This is a genomic window from Deltaproteobacteria bacterium, assembly GCA_016874755.1.
Taxonomy (GTDB): Bacteria; Desulfobacterota; Binatia; order UBA9968; family UBA9968; genus DP-20.
On sequence record VGTH01000028.1, the window covers coordinates 23,674 to 42,014 of the forward strand.

Annotated in this window: 14 protein-coding genes and 1 pseudogene; 10 read left to right on the forward strand and 5 right to left on the reverse strand. The window is 58.5% G+C overall.

What is annotated here, in order from left to right; translation table 11 throughout:
* Positions 1-129 precede the first annotated feature (129 nt).
* The 4 genes from FJ145_16960 to FJ145_16975 all read left to right on the forward strand — a co-directional run bounded on the left by FJ145_16960 (position 130) and on the right by FJ145_16975 (position 5,506).
* Positions 130-2,298 carry an acetate--CoA ligase family protein gene (locus tag FJ145_16960; protein ID MBM4263108.1) on the forward strand — a complete coding sequence of 723 codons (2,169 nt, stop codon included), beginning with the start codon at positions 130-132 and terminating at the stop codon, positions 2,296-2,298.
* Positions 2,295-3,428 (forward strand): ABC transporter substrate-binding protein, encoded by a 1,134-nt coding sequence (locus FJ145_16965; protein ID MBM4263109.1) that lies wholly within the window; start codon positions 2,295-2,297, stop codon positions 3,426-3,428. The genes FJ145_16960 and FJ145_16965 overlap by 4 nt, the downstream gene beginning before the upstream one ends.
* Positions 3,429-3,662: 234 nt before the next feature.
* On the forward strand, positions 3,663-4,547 hold the full coding sequence (locus FJ145_16970; protein ID MBM4263110.1) for an enoyl-CoA hydratase/isomerase family protein: 885 nt from the start codon (positions 3,663-3,665) through the stop codon (positions 4,545-4,547).
* A gap of 77 nt (positions 4,548-4,624) precedes the next feature.
* Entirely contained in the window at positions 4,625-5,506 is an 882-nt protein-coding gene (locus FJ145_16975; protein MBM4263111.1) for an enoyl-CoA hydratase/isomerase family protein, read from the forward strand.
* Between the two features lie 122 nt (positions 5,507-5,628).
* Here FJ145_16975 and FJ145_16980 read toward each other — a convergent pair whose 3' ends face one another.
* The gene (locus tag FJ145_16980) at positions 5,629-6,831 is read right to left on the reverse strand and encodes an extracellular solute-binding protein (protein MBM4263112.1); all 1,203 of its coding nucleotides are present in this window, start codon (positions 6,829-6,831) and stop codon (positions 5,629-5,631) included.
* Positions 6,832-6,910: 79 nt separating this feature from the next.
* On the opposite strand from FJ145_16980, the gene FJ145_16985 reads away from it, so the two are divergent.
* From FJ145_16985 to FJ145_17000, 4 genes are all read left to right on the forward strand, one after another.
* A complete protein-coding gene (locus tag FJ145_16985; GenBank protein ID MBM4263113.1) occupies positions 6,911-8,566 on the forward strand; it encodes a thiamine pyrophosphate-binding protein in 1,656 nt (551 codons plus the stop codon).
* 261 nt (positions 8,567-8,827) lie between these two features.
* The gene (locus tag FJ145_16990; protein ID MBM4263114.1) at positions 8,828-9,868 is read left to right on the forward strand and encodes an extracellular solute-binding protein; all 1,041 of its coding nucleotides are present in this window, start codon (positions 8,828-8,830) and stop codon (positions 9,866-9,868) included.
* Positions 9,869-9,955: 87 nt separating this feature from the next.
* The gene (locus FJ145_16995; protein MBM4263115.1) at positions 9,956-11,041 is read left to right on the forward strand and encodes an amidohydrolase; all 1,086 of its coding nucleotides are present in this window, start codon (positions 9,956-9,958) and stop codon (positions 11,039-11,041) included.
* A gap of 60 nt (positions 11,042-11,101) precedes the next feature.
* Positions 11,102-12,112: an ABC transporter substrate-binding protein gene (locus FJ145_17000; protein MBM4263116.1), complete on the forward strand. Its 1,011-nt coding sequence runs from the start codon at positions 11,102-11,104 to the stop codon at positions 12,110-12,112.
* 41 nt (positions 12,113-12,153) lie between these two features.
* Here FJ145_17000 and FJ145_17005 read toward each other — a convergent pair whose 3' ends face one another.
* Genes FJ145_17005 through FJ145_17015 form a run of 3 tightly spaced genes read right to left on the reverse strand, consistent with a single transcriptional unit; the run spans position 12,154 to position 16,612 of the window.
* A complete protein-coding gene (locus FJ145_17005) occupies positions 12,154-13,050 on the reverse strand; it encodes a response regulator (protein ID MBM4263117.1) in 897 nt (298 codons plus the stop codon).
* Positions 13,047-16,157: a PAS domain S-box protein gene (locus tag FJ145_17010; GenBank protein ID MBM4263118.1), complete on the reverse strand. Its 3,111-nt coding sequence runs from the start codon at positions 16,155-16,157 to the stop codon at positions 13,047-13,049. The genes FJ145_17005 and FJ145_17010 overlap by 4 nt, the downstream gene beginning before the upstream one ends.
* Positions 15,944-16,612, reverse strand: coding sequence for a PAS domain-containing protein (locus FJ145_17015; protein ID MBM4263119.1), 669 nt, complete (start codon positions 16,610-16,612; stop codon positions 15,944-15,946). The genes FJ145_17010 and FJ145_17015 overlap by 214 nt, the downstream gene beginning before the upstream one ends.
* 196 nt (positions 16,613-16,808) lie before the next feature.
* On the opposite strand from FJ145_17015, the gene FJ145_17020 reads away from it, so the two are divergent.
* Both FJ145_17020 and FJ145_17025 read left to right on the forward strand, forming a co-directional pair.
* Positions 16,809-17,093 (forward strand): response regulator, encoded by a 285-nt coding sequence (locus FJ145_17020; GenBank protein ID MBM4263120.1) that lies wholly within the window; start codon positions 16,809-16,811, stop codon positions 17,091-17,093.
* Between the two features lie 440 nt (positions 17,094-17,533).
* Positions 17,534-17,890 carry an Hpt domain-containing protein gene (locus FJ145_17025; protein MBM4263121.1) on the forward strand — a complete coding sequence of 119 codons (357 nt, stop codon included), beginning with the start codon at positions 17,534-17,536 and terminating at the stop codon, positions 17,888-17,890.
* On the opposite strand, the pseudogene FJ145_17030 reads toward FJ145_17025, so the two are convergent.
* Positions 17,874-18,340: pseudogene (locus FJ145_17030) on the reverse strand (hypothetical protein). The gene FJ145_17025 and the pseudogene FJ145_17030 sit on opposite strands and share 17 nt — an antisense overlap.
* Position 18,341 lies beyond the last annotated feature (1 nt).

The window sequence follows — 18,341 nt, forward strand, 5'->3', positions numbered from 1 at the left end:
TCGGAGCAAGAGGAAATGCAGAATTTTGAAATCCGCTCGAGGGCATGCAAATTTCCGCTTTCCGTTTTTTGCGTTTCCGTTTTGTCAGATACGTTTCCGCTTTCATAATTCATAATTGGGGTCTCAAGCATGGCTAGCGAAACAAGCAAACCCACCGTCTGGCGCGATCTGACTCCCCTCATCGCCCCGCGCTCCGTCGCCATCGTCGGTGCGTCGCAGCGCGGCGCCGATGCCAACTTGGCGCGTGAGCCGCGCGGCAACCGGGTGATTCGCAATCTGAAAAATTTCGGCTACACCGGCCGCATCTTCACGGTCAATCCGAAGTACAGCGAGGTGATGGGCTATCCTTGTTATCCCGATATCGCCTCGATTCCCGAGCCGCCCGATTGTTTAGTCTCGGCGGTGCCCAATCGCCATGTGCCGGACTTGTTGGAATCGGCGGCCAACGCGGGAGTGAAAGCTGCCGTCGTGTTCGCCGCCGGCTTCGGCGAGATCGGCGGCGAGGGCAAAGCGCGTCAAGCGCGTTTGGAAGCACTCTCGAAAGAAAAAGGGTTTCTCATCTGCGGCCCCAATTGCTACGGCGTGTTGAATGTCTATGGCAAAGCCTTGTTGTTCGCTTCGACCATCCCACCGGGATTTGTCGAAGGCAACGTCGCGTTGATTTCGCAAAGCGGTGGTCTCAGCACGACCATCGCCAACGCCATGATGCTCAACCGCCAGGTCGGCTTGAGCCACATCATCTCCTGCGGCAATCAGACCGGTGCGACACTGGAAGAGTACATCAACTATTTCGTCGAGGATAAAAACAGCAAAGTCATCGCCGTCTTCGCCGAGGGCTTCAAGCAGCCGGAAAAGCTTTTGCCGGTGGCGCGCAAGGCCGCCGCAGCAAACAAACCGCTGGTGATCCTCAAAGGCGGCCGCTCCGATGTTTCCAAGCGCGCCGCCGCAACTCATTCCGGCTCGCTTGCCGGCGCGGCCGAAGTGGTCGACGCGGCGTTTCGTCAGGGCGGGATTATTTCCGTGCGCAGCTTGAACGAGCTGCTCGACACCGTCAGCGTACTTTCTTGCGACGGTTTCATGAAAAAATACCGCGGCGGCCGGCGCATCGGTGTGCTCAGCGGCTCGGGCGGCGAATGCACGCTGGTCTCCGACGCTGCGTCCAGCGTCGGCGTCGAAGTACCGGAGCTGACCGCAGCAACCAAAAGCAAGCTGCAAGCGAGCGTCGCCGACTTCGGCAACATGAATAACCCGCTCGACGGCACCGGCGCGATGTACGACGACGAGAAGATTTTTCCCAATCTGCTCCAAGGCCTCATCGACGACGCCAACATCGACGTCGTAACAATCAACTTAGAAGCCAACGACCCGCGCCCGAAAGAACTAAAGAGCGGCGGCCGCTTCGCCAAGCTGATCGAGCAAGCCGCAGCTGCGAGTGGCAAACCGATCGCAACATTTAGTTCCATCGTCGGCGGCCCGGTCGACCCCGAGATACTCAAGCCGCTGCGCGAAGCTGGCGTGCCGCTCATGGAGGGCGCCGAAGCGGCGACTGCGACGATCAGGAATCTTGCCGAGTATTTTGAATTTCACAAGCAACGCGGCGGTGAGGTTCCTTTTCCGCAAACTCATTCTAAGCTACCGGCGGGAATTCTCGGTGCCGAGGCCAGCTTCGCGCTCTTCGCGGAATTCAACATTGCCACCGCCCCGACAGTATTGGCACGCAGCGCCGATCAAGCGGCGGCAGCAGCGGAAAAGATGGGCTACCCGGTGGTGCTCAAAGTCGAGTCGGCGGAGATCACCCACAAGAGCGATGTCGGCGCAGTGATCTTGAAACTGGCTAACAGCGCCGCGGTGCGCGAGGCCTACGCGCGCATCAACGAACAAGTGCGCGCCAAAGTACCCACGGCCAAGGTCGACGGTGTCGTGGTGCAGAAAATGGCCGGCGAAGGCATCGAAATGATTCTCGGCGTCAAGCGCGATCCGCTCTTCGGCCCGGTGGTCCTGTGCGGCTTGGGCGGGATTCTCGTCGAAGTGCTGCAAGATGTCTCGGTTGGCATTCCACCGCTGGCGAAAGATCAAGCTGCGGCCATGATCCAGCGCCTGCGCGGCGCGGCGATTCTTGGCGGCGTGCGCGGCAAACCGCCGGCGGATGTCGAAGCGTTGGCCGATGCGATCGTGAAAGTTGGCAATCTCGCCGCGAGTCTCGGCGATCAGCTAAATGGCCTCGATATCAATCCGTTGATCGTGCTGCCAAAGGGAGACGGTGTGGTTGCGGTCGATGCAGTTGTGGAGATTTTATGATCATCAGACAAAAACCTCTCGCCACCTCACAGAATCGATTTCCCCCCCCCTTTGAAAAAGGGGGGTTAGGGGGGATTTGCGCGCATCGAAGAAGAAAATCCCCCTCGATCCCCCTTTTTCAAAGGGGGAAGTCGGATCGCCTCATTGTCAGTAGCCCATATCTGCTCGCTGCGCTTGCCTCTGTGCTTGTGCTAATTCCATCACTCCTTCTCGCCCAGTCCAAGCCCTTGAAAGAAATCCGCGTTCCCTACGCACTCGGCGGCTCCACCGGATTTTTCTGGATCGCGCACAAGTCCGGTGCCTTCGAAAGACATGGCCTAAAAGTTCTCCCAATCTTCATGCGCGGCGGGCGCGAGGCGGTGCAAGCGCTGATCTCCAAAGACGTCAACATCATGCAGCAAGGCAGCTCCGGCGTCATCACGGCCTGGGCGCAGGGCGCGAAGGATCTCGTCGCCATCGGCGCCACGGGCAACAAACTCGACTACATTTTCGTCTCGACACCGGCGATCAAAAAACCCGCCGATCTCAAAGGCAAACGCATCGCCATCAGCCAGCTCGGCGCCAGCACCGACTTCATCGCCCGCATCGCGCTGCGTCAACTAGGGCTTTCCGACAAAGAAGTGACCATCGTCGGTCTCGGCGCCCAGGGCGAGCGTTGGGCCGCTCTCAGCGGCGGCCATGTCGACGCCTCGCTGTTTCAGCCGCCGGTGACGTTGCGCGCGCGCAAACTGGGCATGCCGATCTGGATCGACTTCGCCAAAACCGATTACGAATACGTCACCGCCGGCCCGGTGACGACGCGCTCCTATATCAAAGCCGAACGAGACACTGTGATGAATTTCATGCGCGGCCTGGCCGACGGCATGGAGTTTTACCGCGACGAAAAAAACAAGGAAACCGTGATCAAGCACCTGGGCGAATTCTACCGCTCGACCAACACCGAAGAGCTAGAGGAAACCCGCCGGGTCTACAGTCAAGTCTCGACGGGCTTGCCGATCGTCACCGTCAAGGCGATGGAGAACATGATCGCCAGCGACCGCGTGCTGTCGCAAGCCAACGTTAACGCGATGGATGTGCTCGATCTGTCGTTTTTGAAACAACTGGAAGAGGAACGGAGAACGAAGAAATAGCGTCTAGCGTCTGGAGTTTAGCGTCTTGATTGGCAGGCTACTGAAAAACTCGTAAGAATGCTTCGACAGGTCTCAGCATGAACGGATTTTTCCCAACGATTTCTACATCCGATCCGTTCGCCCTGAGCTCAGTCGAAGGGCTCCGAAGAGTTTTCAGCAGCCGCTCGCTTTGCGGCCAGAAAGAAGCCAGACGCTAGACCCTAAACGCTAAACGCGACCAACCAAGGAGCCCGCATGCCCGACTTCAAAGAAATTCTTTACGAAAAGAAACGCGGCGGCGCGTTATTAACGTTAAATCGCCCGGAGGCGATGAACGCGATTAGCCGCACCATGATCGGCGAAATTCACGAGGCGCTTAACGAAGCGGAGAAAGACAACGAAGTGCGCGCCATCGTCATCACCGGGGCTGGCCGGGCGTTTTCCGCCGGCATGGACCAGGGCAACCGCTCCGGCCGCACCCGCGACAAAGTTTGGCCCTACGGCATGGCGCCGGGCGAGCGCGTCTCGGACTTGATCGAGTCCTGGCGCCACGAGCCGCGCGGCTTCATGCGCATGTGGGAGTTCGGCAAGCCGATCATCGGCGCGCTAAACGGCTGGACCATGGGCGCGGGATCGTGGCTGGCGCTTTACACCCACATCACCATCGCCTCCGAAGACGCCGTCTTGTCGCAGCCCGAAGTGCGCCACGGCTCGAACACGAGCTTCATGTGGACGCATTTGGCCGGTTTTAAAAACGCCCTGCGCTACGGCCTGACGGGAGATCACATCGACGCCCAGGAAGCGCTGCGCATCGGGTTGGTCAACAAAGTCGTGCCGCGCGACAAGCTGCTCGACGAATGTTTCTACATCGTCGAGCGCATCGCCCTGGTGCCGCCTGAAACGGTAAAGATCAATCTGGCGATCGCGACGCTGGGCTTGCAGATGATGGGCCTGCGCGACGCGCTGACCTACGACAGCCAGATGTCGGTGCCGGCCCACGTCATGCTGCGCGAAGAATTTCGCCGGCCGCTCGACGAAGCGCGCGCCAAAGAAGGCATCCGAGTTTATTTGCAAAAACGCGACGGCCCGTTTCAACCGGAACCGTTTGGACCGAGAGCGAAGAAAAAGGCAGAAGGATGAAAGCGGAATTATGAAGCGTATGATCCGAAACAATTCCGCCTTCCGCTTTCATAATTCATAATTTCCAAGGAGTCCCCATGGCCACTTACAAAAACCTATTTTATCAGAAACAACGCAAAGGCGTACTGATCACGCTCAACCGACCCAATGTCTTGAACGCGTTGAATGACGAGTTGCTCGATGAATTGGATGCGGCCTTGGCCGAAGCGCGCGAGGACCGCGAGATTCGCGGCGTCGTCTTGACCGGCGCCGGCGGCGCGTTTTCCACCGGCGAAGATATTAGCAACGAGACCCGGCCGATCGCCTGGCCCTACGGCATTCCTGAGAACTCGTCGCTCGGTTTGGAATACGACAAGATGCGCGACGCCGACCGCAAGAGTTTTCTCGAACGGCAGATCGCCCGCTGGGAATATCCCAAGCCGATCATCGGCGCGGTCAGCGGCTGGTGCTTTGGCGCGGCCTCTTGGCTGGCGTTAACCTGCCATCTCACCTATGCGGCCGATGATGCGGTCTTCGGCCAGCCCCAGGTGCGCCATTCGGCGGGCACTGATTTTGTCTGGGTGCTGCTCGCCGGCTTTAAGAATGCCCTGCGCTATTCGCTCACCGGCGACCACATCGATGCCCAGGAAGCGCTGCGCATCGGCCTCGTCAACGGCGTCGTGCCCAAGGCGCAGTTGCTCGACGAATGTTTCAAATACGTCGAGCGCGTCGCGCTGGTGCCGCCCGAAACCGTGAAGATCAACCTGCACATCGCCAACATGGGTTTGGAAATGATGGGCCTGCGCAAAGCCTGGCTATTGAACGCCGAGCTCTCCGCCATGGCGCGCCTCAGCAAAGAAGAAGAGTTCAACGCCAAAATGGAAGAAGCCAAAAAGAAAGGCGGCCTGAAAGCCTTCTTCGAAACCCGCGACGCACCGTTTAAACCGGAGCCGTTTGGACCGAGGGGGAAGAAAGGATGAATTATGAATTATGAAAGCGGAATTGGAAGTTTTCGGACCGGCTTCATAATTCCGCTTTCATACTTCCGCCTTTTTTGATGTTTCCGTTTTCCGCTTTCCGCGTTTCTGTTTTCCAATGCGCGTTAGCGCTTCGTGATCGAGCGCGTCAGCTGCATCCACCTGTCCTCCGCCGCTTCATATTGCGTGCTGTTCATGCCGCGCTCGAGATACTCGCGCTTAAACGAGTACTCTTTCCACGCCACGCCGTAGCGAAACTGCTCCATCAGTTTTTGCCCGTCGGGACCAATGACAAAATCGATGAACAACAGCCCGGCGTGCGGGTGCGGCGCGTTGTTAATCAGCGCCGAGCCGCCGGCATTGGCCACCGCCACGTCGAGCGCCACCCAGTCCACCGGGGCGCCGCGCTCCTTTTTGACGATCACCTGATTTTGAAACACCACCGGCGCGCCGCCGACTTCGCCGGCGGCGATCAAGTCGAGAAAGCCGGCGCTGGACGCTTTGAACAGGCGGACCTCCTGCGCGCGCAAGCGCTTCATATATTCATCGCCTTTGTATTTCAGCATGGTGCCGATGACGCGGCTGGTCGAGCCTTCGGTGGTTACCGCCATCTTGCCTTTAAGCTCGGGCTTCAAAAGGTCTTGAAAACTTTTCGGCACCTCGGCTGGCGGGATCAAGCGTGTGTTGTAGCCGAATCCCATGTAGGCCTCGCGGTCAGTCACCCAAAAAACTCGCCCGCCCTCGGCCTTGCCTTTTGCTTCGTCAGGATACTTGGCCGCCTCGGGGGAGAAATAGGGTTTGAATAAACCGCGGTCGCGCAGAGCCATGAGCAACCCCGGCGTGCTTTCCAACGCGTCCGCCACCGGCCGCCCCGCTTGCGCTTCGTTAATGATCCGCGGCGTCAGATCGTTGCTGCCGCCGCGAAACACGTCGACCTCGATGAAGGGATACTTTCTTCTGAACGCGTCGACCATTTCGCGGTAGACGCCGGAGAGCGAGGTGTACCAAACCACTTTGCCTTCGGCTTTGGCGCCTTCGACCAAGATCTGCTGCCGGTCGGAACCGGTGTAGGCGGCGAGCTCGTCTAAGGTGCGCGGCTTGCGCGCCTGCGCCCATACGACGGACGAAGCGAACACAAACATTACCAACGCGAGACGGAACACTCTCATGGAATTCCTCCGTTTCAACTCGGGAGTTATCACGTTGGGAGTCGGCGAATCAAGCGGGAAATGGCGCACCACGAAGGACACGAAGATCACCAAGCTAGAAAAAGAATTACGATTAAACCATTGCGAACTTCGTGCGCTTCGCCGTGAGGATCCATTCATAGAAACGGATTGACACCCGTGCGCCAATCGGACTATACGGCAATAAGAAATCCCGACGCTTCCCACAGGAGAGCTTTCTATGCTTGGCGGTCATGCAGTGGCGCAGTGTCTGCACAATGAAGGTGTGAAGCATATTTTCAGCGTCCCGGGCGAGAGTTACATTGCCGTGGTCGACGGCATCTACGATCATCCCGACATCAAACTGATCACCAACCGCCAGGAAGGCTGCGCCGCGTTCATGGCCGAAGGCTATGCTAAAGCGACGCGCAATCCCGGCATCTGTCTGGTCACCCGCGGCCCGGGCGCCACCAGCGCCAGCATCGGTGTGCACAGCGCGACCTACGATTCCGCGCCGATGGTCATGTTGGTCGGCCAAGTCGGCCGCAACGCGCGCGGCCGCGAAGCCGGCCAGGAAATGGACTATGAACAAGTCTTCGGCTCGTTTGCCAAGTGGGTCATCGAGATCAACGACCCAAAACAAATTCCGCGCATCATGAGCCGCGCCTTTCATATCGCCCGCACTGGCCGGCCCGGCCCGGTGATCGTCTCGCTGCCGCGCGATGTCACCGAAACCGACACAACCATCGATATGACGCAGCCCCTACCGGAGGTGAAACCCAATCCCGACCCCGCTGTGGTCGAAGCGCTCATCGGCCGCATCAACGCGGCAAAAAAACCGGTGCTGCTGATCGGCTCCGGCACGCAGTACGCGCACGCTTGGAAAGAGGTCATCGATTTTGCCGAAAAATTTCAGTTGCCGGTGCTGACCTCGTACAAGCGGCAAGATGCCTTTCCCAACAATCATCCGAACTACGCCGGCAACATGCTGACCTCCAACAAGCACGCCCAGACCCTCGCCTACGACGAGACCGATCTGCTCATCGTGCTCGGCAGCCGTCTCAGCCAACAGACGACCGCCGGCTTTAAATTTCCGCGCCTCGGCATGCCCTATGTTCACATCGATGCTGCCGAAGAAAACATCGGCCAGAACTCACGGCCAGAAATCGGCATCATCTCCGACAGCAAACAATTCCTACAGGCGGCGCTCAAACATCCGGCGCCGCGCCCCAACGAAAGCCGCGCATCGTGGGTCGCCGAGCATCATGCCGCGCAAAAGCAATACTGCACGCCGAAAGAGCGGCCGACGCCGAAAGTGTCGATGGAACGGGTGATGATGGATATCAAAGCCGCCCAGCCAGCCGACATGATCACGACAACGGACGCCGGCAGCTTCGGCCAATGGCAGCAGCGCTATTTTGAGTTTGACCATCCTAACTCGTACATCTCGCCGTCGCTGGGCTGCATGGGACCTGGCGTGCCGTCGGCCGTCGCGGCCAAGCTCGCCTACCCCAATCGCACGGTGGTTGCGCATGTCGGCGACGGCGGCTTTCTCATGACCGGCCAAGAGATGGCAACCTCGAAGCAATACAACGCGCCGATCATTACGATCGTCTACAACAACGAAGGCTACAACTCGATCCGCATGCACCAGGAAGCGCAATACCCGGGCCGGCGCATCGGCGTGGCGCTGCAAAATCCCGATTTCGCCCTGATGGGCGAATCCTACGGTGCTCTCGGTTTGAAAGTCAGCAAAGATGAAGAGTTCATGTCGGCATTCAAGAAAGCCTTGGCGGCCGGCCGCTCAGCGTTGATCGAAGTGCAGACGGACTATGAATATGTCACGCCCAATGCGACGTTGACGGAGCTACGCGGCAAACCGCTGGCGGGAGAGTAAGAAAGCGTGAGGAGCAAGGGGTTAGGAGTGAGGCGTGCCGCCCCGCTCCGCCCCATCGCACAACACATGATGCGTAGTATCGGAAGATTTTCTGGAAGTAAGAGGTGAATAGTTCTCACCACGAAAGCACGAAGGACGCGAAGATCGGAGAAAGACAAAACATGGACGGGCGCGAAACCCTTTCAAGTTTCTATTTTTGACTTCGTGATCATGAATCACTTCGTGGTGAATTAACCGCGTTGAAAAAGGAGGCCCCGAACAATGAAAACTCTCAACTTCATCCTGTTGGCTGTCTTGCTCTTCCCAGGCAGCGTCTGGCCCCAGGCGCGCAAGTCCGTCGACGAGCTGGTTAGCTACATGGGCGCCGACCGCGAGCAGATGCTCTATGCCGGCGCCAAGGCGGAGGGCAAAGTGGTTTGGTACACATCTTTGGCCGGCGGCTCCTACAAAGCGCTGGTGACCGCTTTCGAGAAAAAATATCCGGGTGTCAACGTCGATGCCTTCCGTGCCTCAGGGAGCGATCTCACCGTGAAGCTCGAAGAAGAGGCCAAGGCCCGGCGCAACATCGCCGACACCATTGAAACCACCGAGGGCAACCTCATGTTCATGCGCGACGGCAAGCTGCTCCGGCCTTACAACTCGCCTCATCTCAAGTCCTATCCGGAAGACGCCAGGGAGCCGGCCGGCAAAGGGCTCATCTATTGGGCGCTCGCGCGCGAGTCGTACATCGGCTTCATGTACAACAAGAGCCTGGTGCTCAAGAGCGGCGCGCCGAAGAGCTTCGACGTGCTGATGAATCCCGAACTGAAGGGCCGGATGGGTATCAGCATCGGCGAGACCAGCGACAAAGTGATCGGCGCGATGATCCGCACCAAAGGCGAAGAGTTCGTCAACAAGCTCAAGGCGCAGGAGATCAAGCTCTACTCGATCGACGCGCCGGCGCTGGTCAACGTCATAGCCTCCGGCGAGATCGTCGCCTCGCCGGCGATATTCCAAACTCATACGCTGCTCGCGGCATCGAAGGGCGCTCCATTGGAATGGGTGCCGATGGAGATCGTGCCAACCAACGTCGGCAGCGCGGCGCTGGCGGCCAACCCGCCCCATCCGCACGGCGCGCTCTTGATGGCCGATTTTCTGCTCAGTCCCGACGGCCAAGCGATCCTGGAAAAATTCTACTATGGCAGCGCAACCAGGGATCAAGGATTCAAAAAGTGGCGCCCGGAGCGCGGCCTCGCCGTCGACAAGTACGAAAAGGATCTGCTGCATTGGGAGAAGCTGTTAAAAGTGATCACAAGAAAATAATTGGAGTGATGGAGGTGGAGTAATGGTTTGCCGACCCAACACTCCAGCACTCCAATACTCCATCCCCCCACTTTCTAGGAGGCAACCATGACCAACCTACGCATCATCGACGCCGACGGCCACGTCCAGGAGCGCGATGCCAACTGGCAAGAGCTCTTGCCCGCCTCCCTGCGAAAACATGCGCCGAGCATGGTGCAGTGCGCCGATGGGCGCACGCATTTATTGCTCGAAGGGAAAATCTGGGCCAAGCCGAGCGGCAAGGGCTGCGGCATCGGCACCGCGCCGATCACGCGCAAGCCGCGCACCACCACCGGCATGTGGGACCCGGTGCAGCGTATCAAAGACATGGACATGGAAGGCATCGACACCGCGGTCAACTTCGGCACCACGGTGTTTTTGAGCCTGCCGTTTCTCGAAAACAACGATCTGGCTTGCGCGGTCGCGCACGGCTACAACACCTGGCTGCACCAATACTCGCAACACAATCCCAAACGCTTGAAAGGCGTTGCGCTGGTCGCGCAACAAGAACCGCTCGAAGCGGCCAAAGAACTTGAACGCTGCGTCAAAGAACTCGGCTTTGTCGCCGTCGCAGTCGCGGGCCATTCCGCCGGACGAAATCTCGATCACCCCGATCTCTATCCCTTCTACGCCAAAGCCCAAGAGCTCGGCGTGCCGGTGTGCTGCCACGTCGGCTCCGGCCGACCGGCGGCAGCCGCGGAGCGATTCGACAACCCCTATTTCGTCCACGCGACGACCCATGCCTTCGAGCAGATGATCGGCGTCATGTGCATCGTCGGCGGCGGCATTCTCGAAAAATTTCCCAAGCTGAAAATCGCCTTCTTAGAAGCCGGCGCCGGCTGGGTGCCCTACTGGATGGAACGATTGGACGAGCATTACGAGTACATGTCTCCTGCCGTGCCACTGATGAAAAAAGAGCCGAGCGAATACATGAAGAGCGAGCAGGTTTGGTATTCGTTCGAGCCCGATGAACACACGCTCAATTTCGTCATGGACTACGTCGGCGAAGACCGGTTCGTCTTCGCGTCGGATTACAATCACGGCGACAGCAAATTTCCCAATACCGTTAAGTCAGTTACCGAGCGCAAGAATTTGACCGAGGCGCAGTTGCGCAAGTTGATGTGCGACAACGCGGCAAGGCTGTATAACATCTGAATAGGCAACAGGCGCGAGGCAACAGTTTCGAACGGTTTCGGCGAAATCTGGAGTAGCGCGATGGCCATCTTAAGCATCATCAAAGCTCGCATCGTCGTTTTGACCGCATGGACTGTTGCCTGCTGCCTGTTGCCTGTTGCCTCTTCAGCGCAGCTGAAGAAAATCCGCTGGGGCGTGACCTCCATTTCGGCCTCCCAGTGGATTCCCTGGATCGCCAAGGACGCGCGCATCTATGACAAGCACGGTCTGGAGGTGGAGCTGATCTTGCTGCGCGGCTCGGGGCAGTCCTCGCAAGCAATCCTCGGCGGCAGCATCTTCGCCGCGCCGGTAGCGCTGCCGACGGTGATCAACGCGGTTCTGGGCGGCGCCGATCTAGTCAACGTGGCCCACCCCGTGCCTGGCGTGCAGAGCAAGCTCCTGGTCAAGCCGGAGATCAAGCGGCCGGAGGACTTGCGCGGCAAAAGAATCGCCGTGTCGACGCTCGGCTCGCTCGGCGATTTTCTCAACCGCTATATCCTCCGCAAGCACGGCATGGAACCCGGCCGAGACGTGATCATGTTTGCCGTGGGCAACACGCCCGAGCGGATCCAGGCCCTGATTTCGGGCAATGTCGAGGCCGCCGATCTTTCCTATCCTGCCGACGTGCAAGCCGAGCGATTGGGCTTCAGAGTTTTGTGGAACGCCAGGAACGAGGTCACCTACCCATCCATGTCGGTGGTGACGCGCCGCAAGCTTATCACCGAAGACCGCGACACCGTCATGCGCATGGTCAAGGCGCACGTGGAGGCGATCCATTTTCTCAAGACGAACAAAAAGCCGAGCATGAAGATTCTCGGCAAATATCTCAAAACGACGGAGCGGGAGCTGCTCGAAGGCTCCTATGAGATCTATCGCAGCGATTTCATCTCGGTGCCCTACCCGATCACCCACGGACTGCAGGCGACTTACGAATACGTCGCCACCCAGCGCCCGGAGGTGTGGAAGCACAAACCCGAGGCATTCGTGGATGCGAGCTTTATCGCCGAGTTGGAGAAAAGCGGATTTATCAGGAATCTCACCGCGGCGCGGTGAGATTCAGCAGGATCTTCGCGCCCTGCTCGTAGCGCTTCGCGCTACTTCGCCGTCTTCACCACCGCCAGCACCGCGTTGCCGCAGCCGAGATATTCCAAACTGTCAAAGCTCATTATCTTTGCCATCGCGATGCCGCGGCCGTGGCTGTCGAAGGCGCGCTCGGGGGCAATTTCGAGGAATCGCTGCCATTGGAATCCCTGACCTTGATCGCGGATCAGAAAACTCACTTCAGCGGAGCTGCGCTCGAACTCAACCGCGACTCTCTTGTTGGCGTTTTCCGGCAGCGTCAGACGGCGATTGACCTCGTCTTCCCACTCGCCGCGCGCGTTTAGCGCCGACTTTTCTTCATAGGTGATGCCGAGGTTGCCATGCTCGACGGCGTTGATAAACAGCTCCCCCAGCCCGATGGCCAGCTGTTCGCCATCATCGATCACGTTGGCCAGACTTGCCGCCAAATCGCGCGCTTGCGCCAATGTGGCAAAGGAAAAACTGCCTTTGTCGAGATATCGCAGCCAGTGCACCGGAATCGCCGCCGCATCGCGGACTCTACGGTGGCGCCGGTAGTCGGCCACGGCGGCTCTGACGACTTCGATGGCCGCTTTGTATTCAAACGGCTTCGCCAAATAGTAATAGGCGCCGGCCTGCAAGCCTTCTTCTATTTCTACTTTGGCGGCACAGGCGGTCTGCAAGATCACCGGCACTTGCGCCAGCTGTCGGTGCGCTTTCATGCGCGCCAACACTTCCATGCCATCGAGGTCCGGCATCATCCGGTCGAGCAGCACCGCTTCGAACTTCTTCGGCTCCGCCTCCAAGAACGCCAAGGCGTCGGTGCCGTTTTCCGCGGTGACATAGTCGTAGCCGGCCTCTTCCAAGGCTTCGGTCAGGATCAACAAATTCAGCGGCTCGTCATCAACAGCTAGAACACATCCCTGACTCATAGCTCTCTTCCTGCCCCCTGCGCGCCGCTCGCACGCGAAAACCTGGCACCGTGCTCCCGCGCTTGCCGCGGCAATTTAATGGCAAACGTCACACCCGCTTGCGGATTGTTCCTGACGTCGATGGTGCCGCAGTGTCCGTTCATGATCTCGCGGCAGATCGCCAGGCCCAGTCCCGTGCCGCCGGCTTTCGACTTCGTCTTGCTCGATTGCACGAACTTGTCGAAAACGGCTTCCAGCTCCGTTTCGGGAATGCCGCAGCCTTGGTCCGAAATCTCGATAGCCAACGCGTCGCATTTTTCCGTATCCGTTGCCCGGCGTCCGACCGGCAGTTCACCATCACGTAGAGCGATGTGTATCTTGCCGCCGTTCGGCGAAAACTTAAACGCGTTGGACACGACGTTGCGAATCACTTGGTGCATCGCGCCGCAATCACACCAACCCCGGGTGTTATCGGAGATTGTCTCAACCGCAATCTCGATATTTCGCTCGGCAACCAGTTGCGAGAACTCTTGAGATACGGCGTCGACCACTTCACGCAAATCATTTTCTGCCATGTCGAATTTGGCGCTGCCCGCTTCCAGCTTGGAAAGATCGAGCAAATTGTTGAGCAACGCCAACAACCGGCTCCCGCCGGTCGCAATGTTGGAAAAGTAGCCGCGCAACTTCTCCGGGGTCATGGTCAGCGCCACGTCTTCGCCGCGTTTGGCAAAGCTCAAGATCGCATGCATCGGCGTGCGCAGCTCGTGCGACATGTTAGCAAGAAATTGGGTCTTGGCGCGGTCCGCCGCTTCGGCCGCCTCTTTGGCAAGCCGCAAGTCAAGCGTTTGCTCCGCGACTAACTCCTCAAGGTGGTTGCGATGTTTGCGCAATTCCTTTTCGGCAAGTTTACGCTCGGTGATGTCCTGCAAAAACGCCGTAAAGTAGGGTTCGCCATCGACTTCGAACGCTGTGACGGCGAATTCAGCGGGAAACTCCTCACCGCTGCGGCGCAGCGCCGGTAACTCTACCCGACGTCCGATGACCCGCGCTTGGCGCGACTCCAGGTACCGTCGCAGGCCCTTTTCGTGCTCTTCGCGCAGGCGCTGTGGGATGATCATCTCCGACAACTTGCGTCCATATGCGTCAGCGGCGCTCCAGCCAAAGATCTCTTCCGCCCGCCCGTTCCAACCGGTTACATCACCGGCGCCGTCGATCGAGATCACTGCGTCAAACGCCGTATCAATGATTCGGCGATGCCGCTCTTCGCTTTCACGCAACGCTGTTTCCGCCGTTTTCATCGCGGTGACATCCATGTACGTACCGAGCACACCGTAGATTTCTCCATCCGGTTGGCGCAATGGAACTTTGCAGGTGCTTAGCCAACGCGTGCTTCCATCTGGCAAAGTAAGCGGCTCGAGAATATTCATCTCTTGTACGCCCGATTCCATCACCCGACGGTCGCAGGCTTGGAAAAAGTCGGCCTGCTTGCCCTTCCAGGGCATCTCTTGATCGGTTTTGCCAATCAAATCTAACGGGCCGAGATCGCGCATCAACGACGCGTTGGCGCCGAGAAATTTCCCTTCACGGTCTTTCCAGAACACACGCTGCGGCAAGATATCCAGCACGGTGCGGAGAAACTCGCGCGACTCGCGCAGCTCCAGCGCTGCTTGCTTGCGTTGCGTAATATCCTGCGCCACACCGATGATCATCTCCGGCGTGCCGTTCTCGGACACTACTCGGTTGAGCATCACGTCGACCCAAACGACGTGGCCGTCCTTGTGAATGAACCGTTTCTCTACGTGAAAGCCGCCGCCCTCGGGCCCTGCCAACTTGACGAATTCTGCGTAATTGCAGGCTCGATCCTCCGGATGGGTAATGTCGTCCCAACTCAATTGGTAAAGCTCCTCGGCCGAGTAACCAACCATCTCGCAAAATTTCGGATTTACTCGTGCCATGCAACCTGTGCCGGCAAACGACTGACTCAGGCCGACACTGGCGGAGTCGAAGAAAACACGGAAGCGCTGCTCGCTTTCAGATAAAGCTCCCAGCATCTTCTGCCTCTCCGTGACGTCGCGTACCAAGGTGAGGAAACAATCGCGCCCGCCGATTTCCACTCGCGTAACACGCGCCTCGGCGGGATAACGAGTTCCATCCTTGCGCAGGTTGTAGCCTTCACGCGTAATTGTTTGGCCAGGCTTGAGTGAGTGCCAGTGACTTAACATCTCATCTTTTGTACGGCCGCTCAAAAACTCCCAGCAGTACAGTTTGAGCAACTCTTCGCGGCCATAGCCGAGAACATCGATCAAGCGTTGATTGACGTCGATGATTCGCCCTTCCTCGTCAAAAAGAGCGACGAGATCGCCGGCTTGATCGACAACGGTTCGAAACTTGACTTCGCTCGCGCGCAGCGCGGCTCCGGTGGCTTTTCTCTCGGAGATATCTATGGCGTAGGTGACTCGCGAAGCTGGCCGGCCTTTTTCGTCTCTGACCAGCGTCATTTCGAAAAGCACTGGGAAGCGCGAGCCGTCCTTGCGCAAGTGCTCGAGCTCGAAAACCACATGGTCCTTATCTTCGAGCCGCTGTATTACTTCTTTCATTTCTTCGTGCCGGTCGGTTGGAATGAGCGTCGCAAAAGGCTTTCCGATTAACTCATCCACCGTGTAGCCACGCTGGCGCGCAAAGGCGGGATTGACACGAGTCAATGTGTTCGTCCTCACATCGCTCATCGACATCCCGAAAGCCGCCGTTTCGAAAATATGGGCCCACTGCTGCGCAACTTTCTCGGCCTGTTTTCGTGTCGTAATCTCTTGCGCAAAGCCCTGCCAGAGAATGCTGCCATCGCCTTCTGGTTCGGGGACGGCGGCCGCTTCAATCCAAATCTCTCCTTTGGTCGGGTGTTGAATGCGCCATTGCGCTACCGCCGACCGCAGTGTGCGCGCCGAAACTTCAATAGCTTCGTAGACTCGCGGCAAGTCATCGGGGTGCATGGTTTGGAAAAACGCCGTGGCATCTTGAGCGAGATCGTCGCTGGACAATAACGGAAAATACTCTTTGAAGAGCGCACCGGTGTAGGGCAAACTCGTCGCGCCATCCGGGGCGCGGCGAAACGAAAAAACCACGCCGGGCATGGCGTCGGCAATTTTTTCACCCTCGCGTCAGCTTCAAGCCTCACGCGCAGCGCTTCTTCTTGCCACTTCTGCCGGTCGATCTCGATGTTGGTGCCGAACCATTTGACGATCTTGCTGTGGCCGTCGCGCTGTGGCGTGGCCCGGCTCTTGAACCAGCGGTAAAATCCGTCCGCGCCGCGGATGCGAAATTCGCCGTCGAAGATCTCCTCGTTTTCGAGCGCGCACCGCCAGCCTGCGCGCAAAGCCTCCAGGTCTTCGGGATGAACGAGTTTTTGCCAACCCCAGCCGACCTGTTTTTCTGCCGGTAGACCGGTGTGCGCGACCCACTGCGGACTGACATAGTCGCAGCGACCATCCGGCGCGGCCGTCCAGACGAGCAACGGCAGCGCCTCGACGAGCTCACGAAAATGATTTTCGTTAAGCACGGCACGCACCTGTAGCGGTTTGTCTAGCACCCATCACACGTTTCATCGGTTGGGATGAAAACGACTTAAGATGTCATTGTAAAACGAAGGATGTCTAAAAACTGACGCGGCAATGTCGCCTAGTTTTTGACACCGAGGAAACCGGCGCGCACTAACTAAAGCCTTATGTCGATGTTGTCGACTGTTCTACATGAAGGAACAAAAATGCTCTTGATCGAGGTGAGTTATGCCAGATGGCGCCCTCAAAGCACTCGTCATTGACGACAGCCCCACCGATCAGTTGGCGCTTTCACAACTTTTGACGGACAAGCTCGGTTTTGCCGTCGAAACAGCCGACGATGGTATGGCAGGGCTCGATCGGCTTTCGTCGCAATCTTTCGATCTGGTTTTTCTCGATCTCACGATGCCGGTCATGAGCGGCGTCGAAGTGCTTTCGGAGATCCGCGTTTGGTCCGAACCGCGGAGCTACCGGGGGTCGTCATCTCCGGCAACACCGATCGCGCCACCGTGAAGTCGCTTTTGGAATTGAAAATTTCCGACTACGTCATCAAACCCTTCAACGCCGACACGCTCACCAAACGGCTCGAACCAACACTTAGCCGATTTCATCGCGCCGCGCCTGCACCCAACAGTTTAGATATGCCCAGTGAGAACGCCGCACTTGCCAGCCACAAACCAGTCGCTCTAGTTGCCGGCGGCGACGCCAATTTTCGCCACTTCTTTGTTTCGGCGGCGAGTGATCTCTTCAATGTCGTCGAAGCTGTCAACGGCGCCAAAGCGCTTGCGGCGGTTTTGCGGCAAACTGTACACGCCGGGCATCCCCACGGCTACCGAACAAGGCGAAGAAGTGCGCGGCGGTTCAGCGGAACGGTTAGCGTTATATGCCGGCGACGACATCGAGTTTGTCGTCAGCCTTGAGAGAAGACAGCTCGGCCAGTCTTAAACATTGCCATGGCGACCGAACAGGAGATCACGGGCAAGATCCAAGAGTGGGTCCGCAACTGCGGCGAAAACTTCGCCACAAAGCTGATCGCCACCTATGTGCGCGATGCCAGCAAGCGACTCGCCGACATCCACCAAGCGCACGCCAGCGGCGATCGAGCTCTGCTCACGAGATCGGCCCACACGATGAAGTCGAGCAGCGGCCAGGTAGGGGCCATGGCGGTTTCAGAGTCAGCCAAGACCATCGAGTTGGCGTCGCGCGCGGCAAAGTTTGAGGAGGCTGGCGCAGTGTTGCCGGCGCTGGACGCAGAGTTTGCCGTCGCGAAAAAAGTCCTCGAGGCGATCGGCGCTAGTCCGTCGGCCTAGTGCCTTTGCACTCCGGAAAATTTGAGCAGCCCCAAAACTGTGAGCCGGCGTGCGAGCCTTGGCGCGCTGTGCGCAAGGCCATGGGCTTTGCGCATTGTGGGCAGTTGGGTGCGAGTCGACCTGACGGATCAGTCGCATCCGACCGATCCGACGGATTTTTGCTCTTCGCCCGTTCAGCTCGCCGCGCTGCGGCGAGCTGCTAGAGGTTGCCGCGGCGCGGCTCCCTTCGGCGATATTCTGCCGGCCGCTGCGCGCGGCCTGCACCATCTGGTCGTGGGTGCGCGAGCGCTTGGAAACAAAACGCTCGCAGAAAGAGACGGTCCCGTCATACACGACCGTGGTCACCTGCAAGCTGCGCAACTCGCGGTAACCACCGCTAGGTCGGAGTCTCCGTGAAGATCCGACCGATCGGTCGGATCCGTCGGATCCGTCAGATTCTTTTGTTCTCAAA

Bases quoted from the DNA above. Each gene is read 5' to 3' on its own strand.
- FJ145_16960 (MBM4263108.1), top strand. From the start codon at position 130: ATGGCTAGCGAAACAAGCAAACCCACCGTCTGGCGCGATCTGACTCCC.
- FJ145_16965 (MBM4263109.1), top strand. From the start codon at position 2,295: ATGATCATCAGACAAAAACCTCTCGCCACCTCACAGAATCGATTTCCC.
- FJ145_16970 (MBM4263110.1), top strand. From the start codon at position 3,663: ATGCCCGACTTCAAAGAAATTCTTTACGAAAAGAAACGCGGCGGCGCG.
- FJ145_16975 (MBM4263111.1), top strand. From the start codon at position 4,625: ATGGCCACTTACAAAAACCTATTTTATCAGAAACAACGCAAAGGCGTA.
- FJ145_16980 (MBM4263112.1), bottom strand. From the start codon at position 6,831: ATGAATGGATCCTCACGGCGAAGCGCACGAAGTTCGCAATGGTTTAAT.
- FJ145_16985 (MBM4263113.1), top strand. From the start codon at position 6,911: ATGCTTGGCGGTCATGCAGTGGCGCAGTGTCTGCACAATGAAGGTGTG.
- FJ145_16990 (MBM4263114.1), top strand. From the start codon at position 8,828: ATGAAAACTCTCAACTTCATCCTGTTGGCTGTCTTGCTCTTCCCAGGC.
- FJ145_16995 (MBM4263115.1), top strand. From the start codon at position 9,956: ATGACCAACCTACGCATCATCGACGCCGACGGCCACGTCCAGGAGCGC.
- FJ145_17000 (MBM4263116.1), top strand. From the start codon at position 11,102: ATGGCCATCTTAAGCATCATCAAAGCTCGCATCGTCGTTTTGACCGCA.
- FJ145_17005 (MBM4263117.1), bottom strand. From the start codon at position 13,050: ATGAGTCAGGGATGTGTTCTAGCTGTTGATGACGAGCCGCTGAATTTG.
- FJ145_17010 (MBM4263118.1), bottom strand. From the start codon at position 16,157: ATGCCCGGCGTGGTTTTTTCGTTTCGCCGCGCCCCGGATGGCGCGACG.
- FJ145_17020 (MBM4263120.1), top strand. From the start codon at position 16,809: ATGCCAGATGGCGCCCTCAAAGCACTCGTCATTGACGACAGCCCCACC.
- FJ145_17025 (MBM4263121.1), top strand. From the start codon at position 17,534: ATGGCGACCGAACAGGAGATCACGGGCAAGATCCAAGAGTGGGTCCGC.